Below are 16358 nucleotides of genomic sequence, written 5' to 3' on the forward strand. Positions count from 1 at the left end.
GTCAATCCGGGAACCGGACGGTGGTCCCGGGCATCAGTTTGACGACCCGACCGCGACACTCCACGTCGATCCCGGCCGCATGGCGCGGATCCACGCTGATGATCACGCCCTTACCGCTGACCCGCAGGTGCAGGTGCAGCCCGCGGTAGTGGATCGGAATGACCAGCACACCAAGGGATTCCGGCCAGTACGGGGAGAGGATGAGGCGATCGGACCGGGTCTCCAGGCCGGTGAAGCAGCGCTGCATGAGATCGACGGTGCCCGCCATGGCCGCCAGGTGAACACCCTCGGACGTGGTGCCGCCCTGGATATCGGAGACATCTGATTTCAGCGCCTGTTGGAAGAACTCCAGGGCGCGATCGCGGTTGGCCCTGGCCAGCACCCAGGTGTGCACGACGCCGCTGAGCGTGGACCCGTGCGAGGTGCGGGCCAGGTAATAGTCGACCATTGCCGGCACCTGCTCGGGCAGGAGGCGATAGCCGAGCCGGTCGAGCAGCTCGCGCAGCTCATCCGCCGAGAGCAGGTAGAGCAGCATGAGCACGTCGGCCTGCTTGGATGCCTTGTAGCGGTTGACATCGTCGTCCTCGGCCTCCAAGATGCGGTCCAGCCGCTGGATGTTGCCGTACTGCCGGCGAAGGCGGCCCCAATCCAGCTCGGCGAGATCGCCGTAGCCCTCGAACTGGCTGATGACCCCGTCGTGGAACGGGACGTACATCCGCCGGCTCACCTGCTCCCAGTGCGCCAGCTCGGCGCTGTGCAGCCCGAGTGACTCCAGCAGGTCGAGTCGGTTGGGCAAGGGCAGCAGATTCAGTGCGTCGAGCGCACGCATGATCACCCAGACCGCCATGACGTTGGTGTAGGCGTTGTTGTCGATACCGTCGTAGGGGGCCGTGGGGTAGCCGGAGTGGAATTCGTCCGGCCCGATCACACCCTTGATCTCGAAGCGTTCCCGCTCGTCGTCGTAACCCGCCAGGCTGACGAAGAACCGCGCGACCTCGACGATCAGCTCGGCGCCGTAGTCGATCAGATAGGCGAGGTCGCCGGTGACCTGATAGAACTTCCACGCGCTGTAGGCGACGGCGACGCCGATGTGGTGTGCCCGGGCGCTGGCGTCCGGATTCCAGCGGCCGCTGCGCGGATTCAGGTGCAGCCGTTGACTTTCCTCGCGCCCGTCGCTACCGGACTGCCAGGGAAACATCGCGCCCGCATGGCCGGCTGCTCGGGCGGCGTGCCGGGCCTCGGGCAGGCGCCGGTAACGGTAGGCCAGTAGCGACCTGGTGATCATCGGGAACCGCAGGTTCAGGACGGGGAAGATGAACAACTCATCCCAGAAGATGTGCCCGCGATAGGCCTCCCCGTGCAGTCCGCGGGCCGGCACCCCGACGTCGAGGTCCGCGGTGTTCGGTGACACCGTCTGCAGCAGATGCAGCAGATGCAGGCGCAGGATCCGCACTTCGTCGGAGAAGTCGTCGAACTCGATGGACAACCGCTCCCACAGGTGCGTCCATGCGGTCAGGTGTCCGTCCAGCACCTCGGCGAACCGGCCGAGCCGAGCCAGCCCGCGCTGGGCGTCGACCCCCGGTTCGGAGGTGGCGACATCGCGGCCGGTGTGTACGGTGACGAGCTTCTCGACCGTCACCGTCTCGCCGGTTGACAGCTGCACCGCGATGTCGTGACCGATTTCGGCGGCCTGGTCGAACAGCGCGAAGGCCACGGGCACCGGTGCCCCGTCCCGCCAGACGGTGGTGCGCGCGGCCATCGCCACCGGAATGCGGGACTGGTTGGTCTGCACGCTCAGCAGCACTGAATCATCGGCGATCTCACGGGTTTCCACCGACCCGAGATGCTGGTTGGCCAGGTCCCGGTAGCGCTCCACCAGCGAATTCTTCACGTTGCCGTCGAGGGTGGAGCGAAACTCGATGGTCCCCGACCAGTCCTCGGCGCGCACCGTCGTCTCCAACGCCCCGACGTGGGGCAGGTGCATGGCCACGAACCGGCGCTGTCGCAGCGCGCTGGCCCGGCCGGCCTTGTCACGGAAGCGCACCTCGCGGGTCAGCACCGCGGCACGCAGGTCGAGGGTCTGGTGGTACGACAGGACGGTGACCGCGTCGATGTCGAACCAGTCGCCGCCGTCGATACGGAACGTCAACGCAAGCCAATTCGGCAGGTTGACCAGACTCTCGTTGTCGATCTCGGTGCCCGACACGTTGTCGACCAGCCGGTTGAACACCCCTGCCACATAGGTGCCCGGATAGTGCACCTGCCCGGCCTTCGACTCGGGCGCGGCGCCCCGGGTGGCGAAGCAGCCGTTGCCGACCGTACACAGTGCCTCACGGAGCTTCTCGTTCTGCGGGTCGTATCCGTCGAAGACGTAGTCCCAGGCCTTGTCCGCCACCTCGTGCTGGAATGACAGCCACTGGGAACCCCGTTCGATGAACTCGCGCACCTGATCCGGGCTCTGCAGGCTGAAATGTGCGGCCGTCTTGCGGTCGCTGTCCTCGTCGTGTCGGACGACGATCCCGACGCCGTCGAACCGGATTGCATCGAAGGCGTCCTCGTCGGTGAGGTCGTCGCCGATGTAGATCGGCAGCAGGGAGTCCGACGGGTCGATGCGCTCGCGGATCCAGGCCAGGGTGGTGCCCTTGTCCCAGTCGACGTCGGGCCGCAGTTCGACGAGCATCCGCCCGCTGGTCACCCGCAGCCCCAATTGCGCGCCGAGTTGTTTTGTGGCAGAGATGATCGCGTTGACATTCTCCGGCGCTACCTCGCGGTAGTGCACCGCGACGGCGAAGCGCTTGTGCTCGATGCGCGCGCCGGGAACCCGGGCCAGGGTCTGACCCAGGTCGGCGGCGGCCTGCTCGAGGATGGGGACGAACACGGCGGCGGCATCGTTGCTGTGGTAGGCGCCGTCTGGCGCCGTCAACTCGAACCCGTGGCTGCCGGCGTACCAGAGGCCGGAGACACCGACTCGGTCGCGGACATCCGCGAGGTCACGCCCGCTCACGATGGCCACCGGGCACAGTCCGGAGAGGAGCTCGAGCGCCTCGGCAACACCATCGACGAGCCTGGCCGCGGCGGGGTCCGAGACGATGGGCGACAGCGTTCCGTCGAAGTCCAGGAACAGCGCCGACTTGCGTGCGGTGGTGGTGCCGATCAACTGGCCGTAGGAACCCACCGCATTCGGCAGCTCCGAGATGCGCCGGTCTCCGGTGCGGACGGCGATGTCGGCGAGGCGGTCGAGCACGACGTCGGCGCCGTGGCGGGTCAACTCGTCGGGACCGCCGGCCCCGTCGATACCGACCACGAGCGCGAACCCGCCCTGGCGGCCTGCCGCCACCCCGGCGGCCGAGTTCTCCACGACGACACACCGCTGCGGCCGCACCCCGAGGCGGCCGGCGGCCTCCAGAAGTACTGTGGGATCGGGTGTTTCGACGGTGCCGCGGGCGCCGTCGCTGCCGTCGATGCAGACGTCGAACAGATCATCGATCCCGGCGGCCACCAGGGCCTTGCGGCACTGCGGGCTGGACGAGTAGACGGCCACCTCGACCCCGACGGTCCGGAGTTTGCGGGTCAGGTCGACGGTCGCCCCGAAGATCGGCACATCGCTGGTCAGCGCACCGTCGAGGTCGAGCAGCACCGCGTCGTGATAGCGGGGATCGATCGTGACCGGCAGTTTCATGACGCCGATGAGGGCAGCAGCTGTTGTTCCAGCTCCAGCACTTGGCGGGTGGTCCTCACCACCGTGTCCGGATTCAGGCTCATCGAGTCGATGCCGATCCGGACCAGGAACTCGGCCATGTCCGGGTAATCCGACGGCGCCTGCCCGCAAAGCCCCGAGTGAATCCCGTTGCGGCGGCAGCCCTCGACGGCCAACCGGATCATCTCCTTGACGCCGTCATCGCGCTCGTCGTAGTCGAAGGCCACGATTTCACTGTCGCGGTCGACCCCCAGGGTGAGCTGGGTCAGGTCATTGGAACCGATGGAGAAGCCGTCGAAACGGCCGGCGAACTGATCGATCAGGATCACGTTGTTCGGGATCTCGCACATCGCGTACACCTTGAGCCCGTTCTCGCCGCGGCGCAGGCCGAGGTCGGCCATCGTCTGCAGGACCAGGTCCGCCTCACTGACCCGTCGTACGAACGGGAGCATCAGGATGACGTTCGTCAGGCCCATCTCGTCGCGCACGCGCCGCATGGCGCGGCATTCCAGCGCGAACCCCTCGGCGTAGGCTGGGTGCGCATAGCGCGAGGCGCCGCGGAAGCCGAGCATCGGGTTGCTCTCGGCCGGTTCGAATCCGGCGCCGCCGAGCAGGCTGGCGTACTCGTTGGTCTTGAAGTCCGACATCCGCACCACGACCGGCTTCGGCCAGAAGGCGGCGGCAATGGTGCCGATGCCCTCGGAGAGGCGCTCCACGAAATACGTGCCGCCGTCGGGGTAGCCCAGCGTGAGCCGGTCGATCGTCCGGCGCGCCTCGGGGTCGTCGACCCGGTCGGGATGCAGCAGGGCCAGCGGGTGCACCTTGATGTACTCGCTGATGATGAACTCCATCCGGGCAAGTCCGACCCCGTCGTTGGGCAGGAACGACGTCTTGAACGCGAGGTCGGGGTTGCCCAGGTTGAGCATGATCTGCGTGCGCGGACGGGGCAGATCGCCGATCTCGGTGCGATCCACCTGGAAATCCAACGCGCCCTGGTACACCCGGCCGGTGTCGCCCTCGGCGCACGACACCGTCGCCGCCGCGCCGTCGGGCACGCTGGTGGTGGCGTCGCCGGTGCCGACCACGGCGGGGATGCCGAGTTCGCGCGCGATGATCGAGGCGTGGCAGGTCCGCCCGCCGCGGTTGGTGACGATCGCCGCGGCGGTCTTCATGACCGGCTCCCAGTCGGGCGTGGTGGTGTCGGAGACCAGCACCTCACCCGGTTTGAAATCCGAGAGTTGCGCCTGGTTCTCGATTCGTCGCACCGTGCCCGACGCGATCCGTTCGCCGACCGCACGCCCCTCGGCCAGAATCTCGCCGCGCCCCCGGAGCACGTAGGACTCCAGCGTGGTCGCGCTCTGCTGGGAGACCACGGTCTCCGGACGGGCCTGCACGATGTAGAGCTTTCCGTCGAGACCGTCCTTGGCCCACTCCATGTCCATCGGCCGTCCGTAGTGATCCTCGATGGTGCAGGCGTAGCCGGCGAGTTCCAGGATGTCGGAATCGGTGAGGCAGAACCGCGCGCGGTCGGATTTGGGTGTGGGGATGTTGCGCGTGGTGTTCTTGGTCTCGCCCTCGACGAGGATCATCTTCACCGCCTTGTCGCCGAGGTGTCGGCGCAATACCGCGCGGTGACCGGCCGCATAGGTCGGCTTGTGGACATAGAACTCGTCGGGGTCGACGGCGCCCTGAACCACGTTCTCGCCCAAACCGTAGGCGCCGGTGATGAAAACGGCGTCGCGGAAGCCCGATTCGGTGTCGATGGAAAACATCACGCCCGAGGACGAGATATCCGAGCGCACCATCTTCATGACGGCGATCGACAGCGAAACCCTGAATTGGTCGAAGCCCTGGTCGATTCGGTAGTGGATGGCGCGATCGGTGAACAGGCTGGCGAAACAACGGCGGCATGTCTCGAGCAGGCTCTCGTCGCCCTTGATGTTGAGGAACGAATCCTGTTGCCCGGCGAAGCTGGCGGTCGGCAGGTCCTCCGCGGTGGCGGAGCTCCGCACGGCGAGGCTGACCTCCTCGCCGTACTCCTGCTGCAGGGTGCGGTAGCCCCGTAGAATCTCCGCGGCCAGGTCATCGGGGAGGCCGGCGCCGTAGACGATCTCCCGGGCGCGCTTGGCCTTGCGGGCCAGCGCGGCGACGTCGTCGGGGTCGATGTCGTCGAGCTCGGCGTGCAGGCGGTCCCAGGCACCCGCCTCGTCCAGCATGTGTCGATAGGCGGCCGCGGTGATGGCGAACCCGTGCGGCACCCGGACACCGTGCTCGGAGAGCTTCTGGAACATCTCGCCCAGCGAGGCGTTCTTGCCGCCGACCAGCGGCACGTCCTCGATCCCGAAGTCCTCGAAGAAGCGGACGAATCCCCGTGTACCCATGATCTGGCCTCCCGTTACCCGCTGGGAATGCCAACGTCGCATGGCGTGACATCGCAGCGCCAGGGCCGAAGGTCCTATGGATGGACCCTGGTGGGGAGGTCTGGGTGGCCGAGGTCGGTCCCACGTGTAGGACGGGACCGTGCCGGTGTTCTAGGGCCGGTGGTCGGGGGAGCGCCGGATCGATCCCGGGCATTACGTCCGGGTCAGGTAAGCGCTATCCCGCAATCGGTCGTCGCACATTGAGTTGGGCGAGGTCGGCAGCGCAGCGCCCGGCCAACATGCCGGTGCCATTGGACGCCGACACAGCACGGGCAACCGCCGCCGGGAACAGGCGGTTGGTGAGGTCCTCGGTTGCCTGGCTGCGCGCCGCCAGTACCGGAAGCAGCTTGTCGTGATCGACCTCGGTGGTGGCGGCCGTACTGGCGGCGGTGAGGCGTTCGCCGATGCGGATGCCGTATGCGATGAGAAACGATTGCCGAAACGACCTGGTCCGGGCCTGCCCACCGGTGGTCAGGCGGCCTGCGGTCAGCATCGCCTGGTTGGCCTGCACCAACAGGGAGGTGGTCAGCAGCTCAACGAATTCCAGATCAGGGTCGGGGCCGAGGACCGTGACAAATCCGGGCTTCTCCGCCCACACCATGCGGCACCGGTTTGCCGTCGCCACGGCCTGCACCAGGGTCGCCTTGGCGCCGGCGTAGGGACTGTCGATCCAGATCCGCCGCGCGCCTGCCGTCGATTCGCGACCGGTCCGGTGCTCGTGCATCGCGTGGTGCAGGGAGTACCTGCTCATCAGTTCTTGCGCTTTGGCCGAAAGTGCTTCGGCTTCCTCGGGAAACTCGGTGGCCTCGGCCTTGGCCAGGAGTCCGCGCACTCGGCCGAGCGCCTTCGTGTCGGTCTCACCCACCACGACAGGGGTGTGTTGAATCGCGCCGGGCAAGGGCAGCAACGGCTCCAGGACCGGAAGCTTCCGCAGAAACTGCAGCAGGTTCAGCACCACCGTCAAAGCCGCGCGGTTGCCGAGGGCGCGTCGGCCGGCCCAGGCCCACATCTGCGGCGCCCGGGTGGCCGGATCGATCCCGGCGGACAACTCGGCGAGGTCGGCGCGCCATCGCGGGTGCAAAGTGGTGATGGCGTACTGCTGGGACTCGATCACGATGGCCTCGGCCAGATAGTCGGCGGCCGACGCGTCGAGCCGGCGACCAATGAATTCGTGGATGTCACTCGGTGACCAACCCGCCTCCCATACCCTTCGGATGGCACCGGCCATGGCGACGTCGGCGGCCGCTGCGAGATCGCGGGCCCAAGGGGAAAACTCTTCGAGCAGTTCGGCGGCGTGGAAATCGACGTCATGCTCGGGGCACGTCGCGGCGTCGTACAACGCCGCGACCAGGTGGTCGAGCAGGACGACCCGATCGTGGCGGGGATAGGTGTCGCGGTGTGGCCGCGGCGACGATGTGTGGCGGCGCGCCTTCCGTTTGGCCGCGCGCTTCTGGCGGTTGTGTCGGCTCATGTCTGGAGTCTGGCCGAGGGGTACGACAGGTCAGGGGGTGCTCGGGTGGGCGTCGCGCCAGGACTGCCACACCTCGGGCCGCAGCCGGCCGCGGTCGGGCACCGGCAACCCGGCGGCGCGCGCCCAGGCGCGCACCTCGGCGGTGCTCGGACCCTCCGCTGGTGGGGCGGGCGTGGCGATATCGACGCGAGCGTCCGAGATACGCTGCAGTGCAGCGGTTTCGGTGCTGGCCCAGGTGTGCGCGGCGGCGAGGAAGCGGTAGGTCCATTCCTCGGCCAACGGGCGGGTCTCGCAGAAGACGATCGGCACGCTGGGCCAGCGGACCTGCAGTTCGGCCAGCCCGTCGGCGATCAGTGCTGGACGGACTCGGTCCAGGAGGTGCAGAAAAGTGTGGAGGACCGGGTTCGCAGTGGGTTGCAGGAGTATTGGGACACCGCGGGGTAGGAAATCAAGTGCGATGCCTGGGCACGCCACGGCTGGTCAACGCTTGGCGGGCAACGAATGTCGTAGTCGTATCCGCAGGACCCCGTCTGCGGTGAACGGCCGGCAGTTCTGTCGGCATGGCGCGGCTTTCGCGTGGGTGTCAGGACTGAAACTCTCGGCCGCGATCTCTTCAGTCAGTTCACCCGAGCCCGGTCGGCCCCGCGTGACGGCCGTACTGTTCGCGACCAGCCAGACGTCGCGGGCTGAGGAAGTACGCGGCGAGGTAGGCGATCAGGAAGACGCCCAGTGTGACGGCCGATGTGAGGAAGAACTGAATGCGCTGTCCCGATGCGAAACCGGCTCCGAGGAGTGCGTCACGGTATCCGAAGGAAGACCCGGAAATGACGATCCCGAGGGTGGCAGCGATGGCGAGCCACGGGCCGCCTTCACCGAAGAAGTACGCAATGATCCCGATCGTCAACACGGTCATCGCAGCTAGGAGGCGCCACCACGATCTATTCGCGGTGACCCCGGCGCCGTAGGGCTGCGGTGACCTGCTGTAGAAGGAGATCACACGGCCTTTGATGCTGAGGAACGGCGTGTAGGTGTACGCAATGAACGCGGCAGCCACGCCGAAAAAGACCACTGCACCGAGCGCTGATTTCCAGCCCTGCGGCTGCGCGACGAAGTATGCCGAGGTAGCGGTTACCGCGGCCCCCGCCCAGTAGACGGTTCGACCCGCGCGGACGTTCTTGCGGGGTGCGAGCGCCATCGCGGCCAGTCCTGCAACCGCTGAGATCAGACTGATGTTGTCGATCATTTTCCGGCCAGCCAATCGTCGACGAATTGCGTTCCGTGATCAACGTGGACGGTGCCGCCCGGCGTCTGGTCGGCCGTCGGGGTTTGGCAATGACGCGCTGCAGGTTGCCGGCGGTGGGCTAAAATTCTGATCACCGGTATGGCTGGTGGTAGAGCAGCACGTAGGTCGTCGCTCCCTCTGCCTTGGGGATCAAGATGTTGACTTGACGGCCACTGTTGTATTTCTCGCAGGTTCGGTAGTCGGATGCGTCGACAGTTGCCTCAACGCTTTCGAACATGTACTTGGTCGGATAGCCGGTCAGAACCGGAGGCACATGCCGGACGCTGGCATCGACGCTTCCGCACGTTTCGGCAATCACTTGGTCGGGCGGAGCGACGAAGCTGATGACCGTGGCCGCTCGAAAGTCCTGCAACGGTGGACGGTTCACGCGTAGTTCTTGGAGGTCACCGGGAAGCTGGACATCCAGGTAGCCCTTGAAATAGCCCAGGGCTGAGCGTGCTTCGTCGGCTGGACTCATAATCGGCGACGGGCTCGTGCCCGTCGAGGTATGCAAAGGGTCGGCGGTGGGTCCCTCCGAACATCCGGCGGCGACGGCTCCGACACATACCAAGGCTGCTACGGCCACTTTCGGCTTATCCACCGGTCCGCCAGCGCCATCAACCGACAGGTGCTCTGTCATTCGTTGGCCCCCCGGCGCGTTCGGCACGCGAGCTCCGCCGCGCTTAGACAGTCGTAGCTCAATCCTAGAGGAGCTGTCACGGTGTCGAAGCACCAGTTTTCTAACGGTCAACCCCTAGCCCATCAGAGGTGCTGTACCTGAGTCTGATGGCGGATGTTGTGGGCGAAAGAAGACCGCTCCTGATGGCAGTGTCGTCGTCGGGGAGGTCAGCCCCGGGTCGACTTGAGCTGGCGGACGATCGGAGGGCGCTCGACGAGGTGGCCAGGGAGCCAGTGCCGGCGGGGAATTCAGGAGAGGGCTGAGTGCGGTACAGCGATCGACGGTCCGGCCTGGTTGACGACCAGCCCGCTGTAGCCATTGGTCCGGACCACGTCGATGATCTGTGTAGTGGTTAGTGCCATGACTGCTTTCGCCGGGTTGTAGGCCACGACTTCGGGGGCGCTGGTGAAGGCCAGCAAGGCGGTCGTGCCATCTGACATTGCAATGGTTGCGGCCGTCGTCTTGCCGGGGACGGTGGTATCGACGGCCAGCAATAAGGGTCCTTTCTCACGAAGCACCTCCAGCACGCGGTGCCGGTCCGCTCGCCCGGCATGCCATTCCGCGATTGTCGCCTTGAGTTGTTCGTTGTGCGGATTCCGCAGTGCGAACTCGATTTCCTGCGCCGACAGCGCGCATGTCGGCCCGGCCGGATCGATATAGAGCCAGCCGCTGCCCAGGCTGTGCGCCAACTCCAGGGCGCCGGTAGCCGGGGTCGCCATCGACTGCGTGCGGGTGCCCGGCGGGTGCATGCGTGCCACTTCCTCGTTGCGGGTGAACACAAAGAGTGCCCTGTTGCCGTCCGGCCCGGTTCCAGAACGGATCTGCACCCGTGAACCTCCCGGAAAGCTCCAATACACCGGGTCATCGGAGCCGGTGATATCGAGGAGGACCTCGCCGTTCATGCACTCCCGCAACACGTCGAAGGCGAGGCGCTGTCCTGGATCAGCGGCAAAGGCAGCCACTGCGCGGCGCATAGTGGTGTTGTCGACCAACGTCATGACGGTTGTTGCCTTTCTTGGTCGGGTTGGCGTGCTGCGAATGAGTTCAGTCGCTACTCCGCTTCAATGGTGACCGGACCGGCGGACGTATCGGTGCCGTCAAGGTGCCCCTAAACCGACTTTGGCTTCGGCCACCCCCAGTTCCCCCGGATGAAATCTCCTGTCTCAGCGCTACCAACTCGGCGCACACGCGAGGAGCGTCTTCCGCATCTGTGAACAACCTTTCGACCTCGTCTAGATTGAGAGAAAGCCAAGCGGATGAATCGCGATCTGAGCCTCCTTCGGCGGCGGCCTGACTACCGTTGAGGTACTGGCGTATTAGCGAGAGCCAAAACCAGTTGTCGTCGTTTGCGAATTGCAGTGGGACGACGGCCACATCGATCTGGCCGCGGTCGTTAGTGATATCCCAGCGGAGCGTGTCGCTCGAAAGCGAGATCGACGCATCGATGTCCGCGAGGCCACAAGTCTTTGAATCGGTGAATCGGTATGCAGGGTTCAGATAGAGCACTTGCAGGTATTGAGTAGCGAACTCAAGTAGTTTTTCCAAGCGATCTCTTACTGTGGAGGGGCTACCTAGTGCCACGAGTTTCGGGTGTGCAAGCGGGTTGGAGTTCGCGGACGATGGACAGGACGTTTCACAGGCAGTTCATTCTGCTCCTGTAACCGAACTCGATTCCCAGACTTTCATCCCGGTCCGAACAGTCGTACCGCTATCGCTTCCTTCAGGTCATTCAGATCACTGCATGATTGCATCGCTGTTGCTCGATCTGAGAAAAGCTGCTCAATTCGGCCAACGTTCTTGTAGAGCCACGTGATTCCATCGGCGTCAAGCTGAGTGTCTTCGTCGCTGTCCAAGTGCTGACGGATCACAGATAGCCAAAACCAGTTGTCCCGGGACAGCAATTCGGTCGGAGCAACGGCGAGCTGGAACTGTCCTCGGTTGTTGACCAATCGCCAGGTCAGAATCGAGCCCGTGATGACAATCCAGGCGTCAGATTCTGCTGAGCCCGATGTCTTGGAATCAGAGATTCGGTAGTGGGGGTCAAGATAGAAGATCTGGAAATATCTCAAGAAGAACTCGAGTAGCCGCTTCATCTATCGTCCTTCACTTTGGAGGCACTAAGGTGTTGTCCCCGACGCGTCGATATCCATGGGATTCAAGATAGCGGATCTCGGCTGCGGTGTATGTGCCCGCTTCAATCTCCTTGAAGGGCACCGACATGGTGATGGTGTCATTGTTCGCGATAGCGATGTCGAGCACGTGCTGGTTGGCGGCGAGGCGTTCTGTGGGTGTGGCGGCGTTCCACGCATCACCGATGTCGAAGTAGCTCGCTCCGTTCTCGTGCGCAACTTCGAGGTAGGACGGCCCTCCGTTGGCGGGGCTGTACGGGCCGAGGACTGTTTCGCCGCTGCCTGTCAGGTTCTGTTCGGCAAGGGTGCGCAGTTCTGGGCTGATGTGGTCGAGTGGGCTGCTCAAGTTGAATTCCGGGCCGGGAGTTGGTGCCGGCGGGGGATCGAAGGCCGGCAGCTTGCTGTCGGGACCATGGAGGGGCAACGGGTGATCGAAACTTCCTGACGGTGCCCGGCCGTCGATGAGATCCTGCGGAACGCCCGGGCCGAGGTCGCCGAGCGCTCCCGCTCTTGCGACGAGGGCAGCCTCGCCGCCGAAGATGAGGCCGGGCGCGGCGACCGCTCCGTCGGCTGCTTTCTCGCCCAGGTAGTAGGCGAGGCTGGGGGAGTCCAGTGCATCTTTGACTTCGTCGATCACGGTGCCGACCGGGTTGGTGACCTGTTCGGCGGTGCCCTCGAGGAGGCCACCCCAGGATTCGAGGACACCCGGTGCTCCCGGTCCGCCCTGCCCGAGCAGTTCTTTGATGCCTTGTTCGGTCGAAAACCAGCGGTCGGCGAACCCTTCGCCGAAGCCGGGTGGTGGCATCGACTCGGCCTTGGGTGCCGTGTAACGGGGTAGCGGTTTTTGCGCCGCGGCGACCATCGCGTCCAGGCGCGCTTCGATCTGATCCGCCGGTACCCCGTCGCGTTGCATCGCTTGCCGCGCCAGCGCCTTGAACTGCTCGACTTTCACCGGATCCAACGGGGGAGGTGCGGACGGCGTTATCGGTTGGTCTGTCGGTTGTCCGGCGATCTCGGCCAGCGCGGCGCCGAGATCCGGTGTTGTACCGGCGGATCTCTCGGATTTCGTCGGATCACGGCTCTCCTGGGATCCGTGAAGCAGCAGATCTTCAAAAGACTTGTGGGACTGGGTCGCGGGCGGGGGTGTCCCGGTTGCGGTGCTGATCGTTCCGGCGAGCTCGGCGTCGACCTGCTGGCCATCGGCGAGTGCGACAGCAATGCGGGCCTGGAGGTCGGCAACCTTCGCGGCAACTTCGGCTGCAGCGTCCTCGTCCAAATAGGTGATATCTGGTGGGATCACCTGATTGGTGTTCTCGTCGACGAGTACTGCGGGTGGCGCCGCGGCGTCGTTGAGGATGCCGACGATCGCATTGGCGACCTTTTCGGCTTGCTGATGGGCGTGCTCCATACCTGTTGCGGCTGCGCCCAGGTTCTCGGCCATATCGTCGTGGTCGGAGGCGCTGGCGACCATTGCAGCGCGGGCAGCGTTGCCGCCGTCGCCTTCCCAAGTCGAGGCGGTGGCCAGGGAGCGGTAGAACTCTGCCGAGGAACTGTGGTTCGTCGCAGACTCGCGGGTGGCCGTGGCCAGATCGGTGATCTCAGGAACCCACTCTTTGAGCTCCTTGAGCGTCATCGACACGACGTCACCTCAGCGCGCAGGGCCGGCATCGTCGATGTGCTCAGCACCGTGAGCGTCGGTCACTCTGTACTTGGTGGCCGCTATGCGGTGATCTTCGGCGAGGGCGGCGAATCGTTGGTGGGAGCGTGCAACATTGCTGTCCCAGACGGCCAACATCTCCGGCAGCGCGGCGGCCGATAAACCCGCCCCAAGTGCGGCGTGGCCCGCCCTTGAGTGGGATGCGTGATGCGCCGTCACGAAACTACTGGCCTGAGCGTCGAGCTGATCCGCCGCAACTTGAAGCTCGGTCGGATCGACTCTCAACGGCTGATTCCGCTCCGGCACCCCGATTACTCCCCACGTGCTGCTGTCCAGACCAGACTACTGCCGCTGCAGCTCGTCCGAGTGCACCAAATTATTGCCGCCAGGACCCGGTGAATCGAGGGCCGCCATGCAACGCGAAGTTCGGCCTCATAGGTTCCCTCAGCGCGGTGCTGCTGACGACACCTGGACAAAAAGGATGTGGGCTGTCGGCGCTGCTCGCTAGCATCCGGACAATGTTCGGGAAGGAACCATGACGACCGACACCGCAAAGCCACAACTGGCCAATGCCGCCGAACGCCGCGTGTACGACCTGCTGGTCGAGCAGCTCGGCGACGACGGTGTGGTCATCGCGGGTAAGCGGGTCACCGATCACCTCAAGGACCACGAGGTCGACTTCCTGGTCGCGATCGAGGGTGCCGGCGTCGTCTGCGTCGAGGTCAAGGGCGGGGACGTCTGGCACGACGGCCAGAGTTGGCGCCAGATCCGGGGCGGCAAGGCATACGCGATCGAACCGGTCCGGCAGGCCCGCGAGGCCTGCTATGCGCTGCGCAGTTTCGTCGAGCACGATCCGCGGTGGAGCCAGGGCCGGCTGCGGTGGGACCACGTCATAGTGCTGCCCAACACCGAACTGCCCGACGGCTTCGGGCTGGCGGACTGCCCTCGCTGGAAAGCGTTCGATCGCAACGATCTTGGCGATCTGGTGGGGCGGATGCGCCAGAACCTGCACAGCCAGGAACTTGAGCGGCCGGTGCTCACCGCGGTCGGAATCGATCAGCTGGTGGAGTCGCTCAGTGGTCGCGGTCTGCCTCAGCGTGATGTGGTGGCCCGCGCACTGGAGCACGAGGATGCTGCCGATGTGCTCACCGAGCACCAGTCGGTGATCCTGGATGCGATCCGGCTGCTGCACCGGGTCGAGGTCCGCGGTGGCGCCGGTAGCGGCAAGACGTTTCTGGCGATGGAGCAGGCGCGGCGGTTGGCGCGCAGCGGGCAGCGGGTGGCGCTGGTCTGTTACTCGCACGGTCTGGCGTCCTACCTGGAACGGATCACCGGGGCGTGGCCTCGCCGGCAGCGGCCGGCCTACGTCGGCGAGTTCCACGACCTCGGTAAGCAGTGGGGCGCGCCGGCGGGGCCGGACGAGTCGCTGCGCACCGACGACTCGGTGCAGTTCTGGGAGCACGACCTGCCGGCGCAGATGGCGGACCTGGCGGCCGCGCTGGAGCCCGGGCAGCGCTTCGACGCCATCGTGGTCGATGAGGCCCAGGACTTCGCCGACGCCTGGTGGGATCCGCTGCTCGGTGCGCTCAAGGACGACGTGACCGGCGGGCTGTACGTCTTCACCGATGAGGGGCAGCGGGTGTTCAACCGGCAGGGTTCGCCGCCGGTGCCGCTGGTGCCGTTGGTGTTGGACCACAACCTGCGCAACACTCGGCAGATCGCGACGGCGTTTCAGCCGTTGGTCGATCACCCGATGCGGTTTCTCGGCGGTGACGGGCCAGCGGTGAAGTTCGTCGCGTGCGCGGCCGAGGATGCGATGGACGTCGGCGACGACGAGGTCGAGCTGCTACTGGAGCAGGGCTGGCGGCCTGAGGATGTCGCGCTGTTGACCACGGGCACACGGCATCCCGAACAGCGGGAACGCCAGGCCGCCGGCAATGTTGCGTACTGGGCCAGCTTCTGGGACGCCGAGCAGGTGTTCTACGGACACGTCCTCGGGTTCAAGGGGCTGGAGCGGCGCGCGGTGGTGCTGGTGGTCAATGAGCAGTCAGCGTTCGAGCGGTCGCGGGAGCGGTTGTACGTCGGGTTGTCCCGGGCACGGGATCAGTTGGTGGTGTGCGGGGATCCGGGGTTTGTGCGGGAGGTTGGTGGGGCGGACTTGGCGCGGCGGCTGGGGATTCTCGGTTAGGTTACCCTCGAATGATGGGGCTCTAATCTGAAGAGATAGGCGTCTGCACATGATCGACGACCTCGGAATCGATGAGTGGTATCTCGAAAGTAACCAGCGGGGACACTGGCTTGCGTTCAACGCCAGCCTGTTTGATGCAGAGGAACTCGTTGAGGTATTGGACGCGACAAGCCTCGGGGTGAAGGCGTGGGGAGAGAGCTTCCGTCCTGCGGCTGACGGAGTCCGCTACGACTGGTACATCCTGCTCAAGTCCAAGTGCATGCGTGATGAATGCTTGCGGCTACTCGGTGGCTTGCTCGATCGGCGTCGCGAAGAACCTACGAACGAGATTGTTCAGGACCCGCCCCGCGCGGGGAAAAGCCTCTGGCAACGGGTGGTATCGGTGCTCCCGTGGGTTCACGACAAGCAAGGGGACTCATCGGCTCCCAGCGAGGCGCGTCCAACGCGATCGGTGTTCAATGATCTGGCTGGTAACCGTATAACTCGTACGGTCCACGAGCTACATGTCACGTTCGATACAGGTTCGTGGCCGTCGAACGGGGTTCTTAGGGAGCTGGGATACAAGGTTGGACAGAACGGGCTAGGTCCGGTCGAACGGCGGCGAATACTGCGGACTGCCTATGCGGTCACCCTCACTGGGGTATCGAAGGAAACCCGGTCCTACATAGCTGAGTGGGGCGAGCCCAACAGCCAGCAGCGGGCCGACAAAATCGAACGGTGCCTATCGAACTTCGCCGAGGTTGCTCGCCGACGAAGTGCTGACATGTCAGAGGCGATCGCGGATTGGGAAGACGACCTAGACTGGTTCAGACGAGAAGGCGCTAGATAGCTGATG

10 protein-coding genes and 1 pseudogene are annotated in these 16358 nt (G+C 65.2%); 2 read left to right on the plus strand and 9 right to left on the minus strand.

What is annotated here, in order from left to right; translation table 11 throughout:
- Position 1: 1 nt before the first annotated feature.
- The 9 genes and pseudogenes from otsB to K0O62_RS09280 form a co-directional block, all read right to left on the minus strand.
- Positions 2 to 3679: a trehalose-phosphatase gene (gene otsB / locus K0O62_RS09240; RefSeq protein WP_073858558.1), complete on the minus strand. Its 3678-nt coding sequence runs from the start codon at positions 3677 to 3679 to the stop codon at positions 2 to 4.
- On the minus strand, positions 3676 to 6078 hold the full coding sequence (gene ppsA / locus K0O62_RS09245) for a phosphoenolpyruvate synthase (RefSeq protein WP_073858559.1): 2403 nt from the start codon (positions 6076 to 6078) through the stop codon (positions 3676 to 3678). The genes otsB and ppsA overlap by 4 nt, the downstream gene beginning before the upstream one ends.
- A 214-nt stretch (positions 6079 to 6292) precedes the next feature.
- Positions 6293 to 7456, minus strand: a complete 1164-nt coding sequence (locus K0O62_RS09250) for a DUF2786 domain-containing protein (RefSeq protein ID WP_308214469.1) — start codon at positions 7454 to 7456, stop codon at positions 6293 to 6295.
- A 162-nt stretch (positions 7457 to 7618) separates the two neighbouring features.
- A pseudogene (locus K0O62_RS09255) lies at positions 7619 to 7960 on the minus strand (Lsr2 family DNA-binding protein); the annotation flags it as partial.
- A 250-nt stretch (positions 7961 to 8210) separates the two neighbouring features.
- Entirely contained in the window at positions 8211 to 8831 is a 621-nt protein-coding gene (locus K0O62_RS09260) for a hypothetical protein (protein WP_079244063.1), read from the minus strand.
- Between the two features lie 130 nt (positions 8832 to 8961).
- Positions 8962 to 9510 carry a hypothetical protein gene (locus tag K0O62_RS09265; protein ID WP_131817452.1) on the minus strand — a complete coding sequence of 183 codons (549 nt, stop codon included), beginning with the start codon at positions 9508 to 9510 and terminating at the stop codon, positions 8962 to 8964.
- A 287-nt stretch (positions 9511 to 9797) separates the two neighbouring features.
- Positions 9798 to 10547 (minus strand): SseB family protein, encoded by a 750-nt coding sequence (locus K0O62_RS09270; RefSeq protein WP_073858562.1) that lies wholly within the window; start codon positions 10545 to 10547, stop codon positions 9798 to 9800.
- A 684-nt stretch (positions 10548 to 11231) separates the two neighbouring features.
- Positions 11232 to 11642 carry a hypothetical protein gene (locus K0O62_RS09275; protein WP_073858563.1) on the minus strand — a complete coding sequence of 137 codons (411 nt, stop codon included), beginning with the start codon at positions 11640 to 11642 and terminating at the stop codon, positions 11232 to 11234.
- Positions 11643 to 11652: 10 nt separating this feature from the next.
- On the minus strand, positions 11653 to 13311 hold the full coding sequence (locus tag K0O62_RS09280) for a hypothetical protein (RefSeq protein WP_131830353.1): 1659 nt from the start codon (positions 13309 to 13311) through the stop codon (positions 11653 to 11655).
- Positions 13312 to 13870: 559 nt separating this feature from the next.
- Between K0O62_RS09280 and K0O62_RS09285 the strand changes: the two genes are divergently transcribed.
- Together K0O62_RS09285 and K0O62_RS09290 are read left to right on the plus strand one after the other, a co-directional pair.
- Entirely contained in the window at positions 13871 to 15523 is a 1653-nt protein-coding gene (locus K0O62_RS09285) for a nuclease-related domain-containing DEAD/DEAH box helicase (RefSeq protein ID WP_073858566.1), read from the plus strand.
- Positions 15524 to 15572: 49 nt separating this feature from the next.
- A complete protein-coding gene (locus K0O62_RS09290; protein WP_073858567.1) occupies positions 15573 to 16352 on the plus strand; it encodes a hypothetical protein in 780 nt (259 codons plus the stop codon).
- The last annotated feature ends 6 nt before the right edge of the window (positions 16353 to 16358 follow it).

The organism is Mycolicibacterium diernhoferi (assembly GCF_019456655.1).
Classification (GTDB): Bacteria; Actinomycetota; Actinomycetes; order Mycobacteriales; family Mycobacteriaceae; genus Mycobacterium; species Mycobacterium diernhoferi.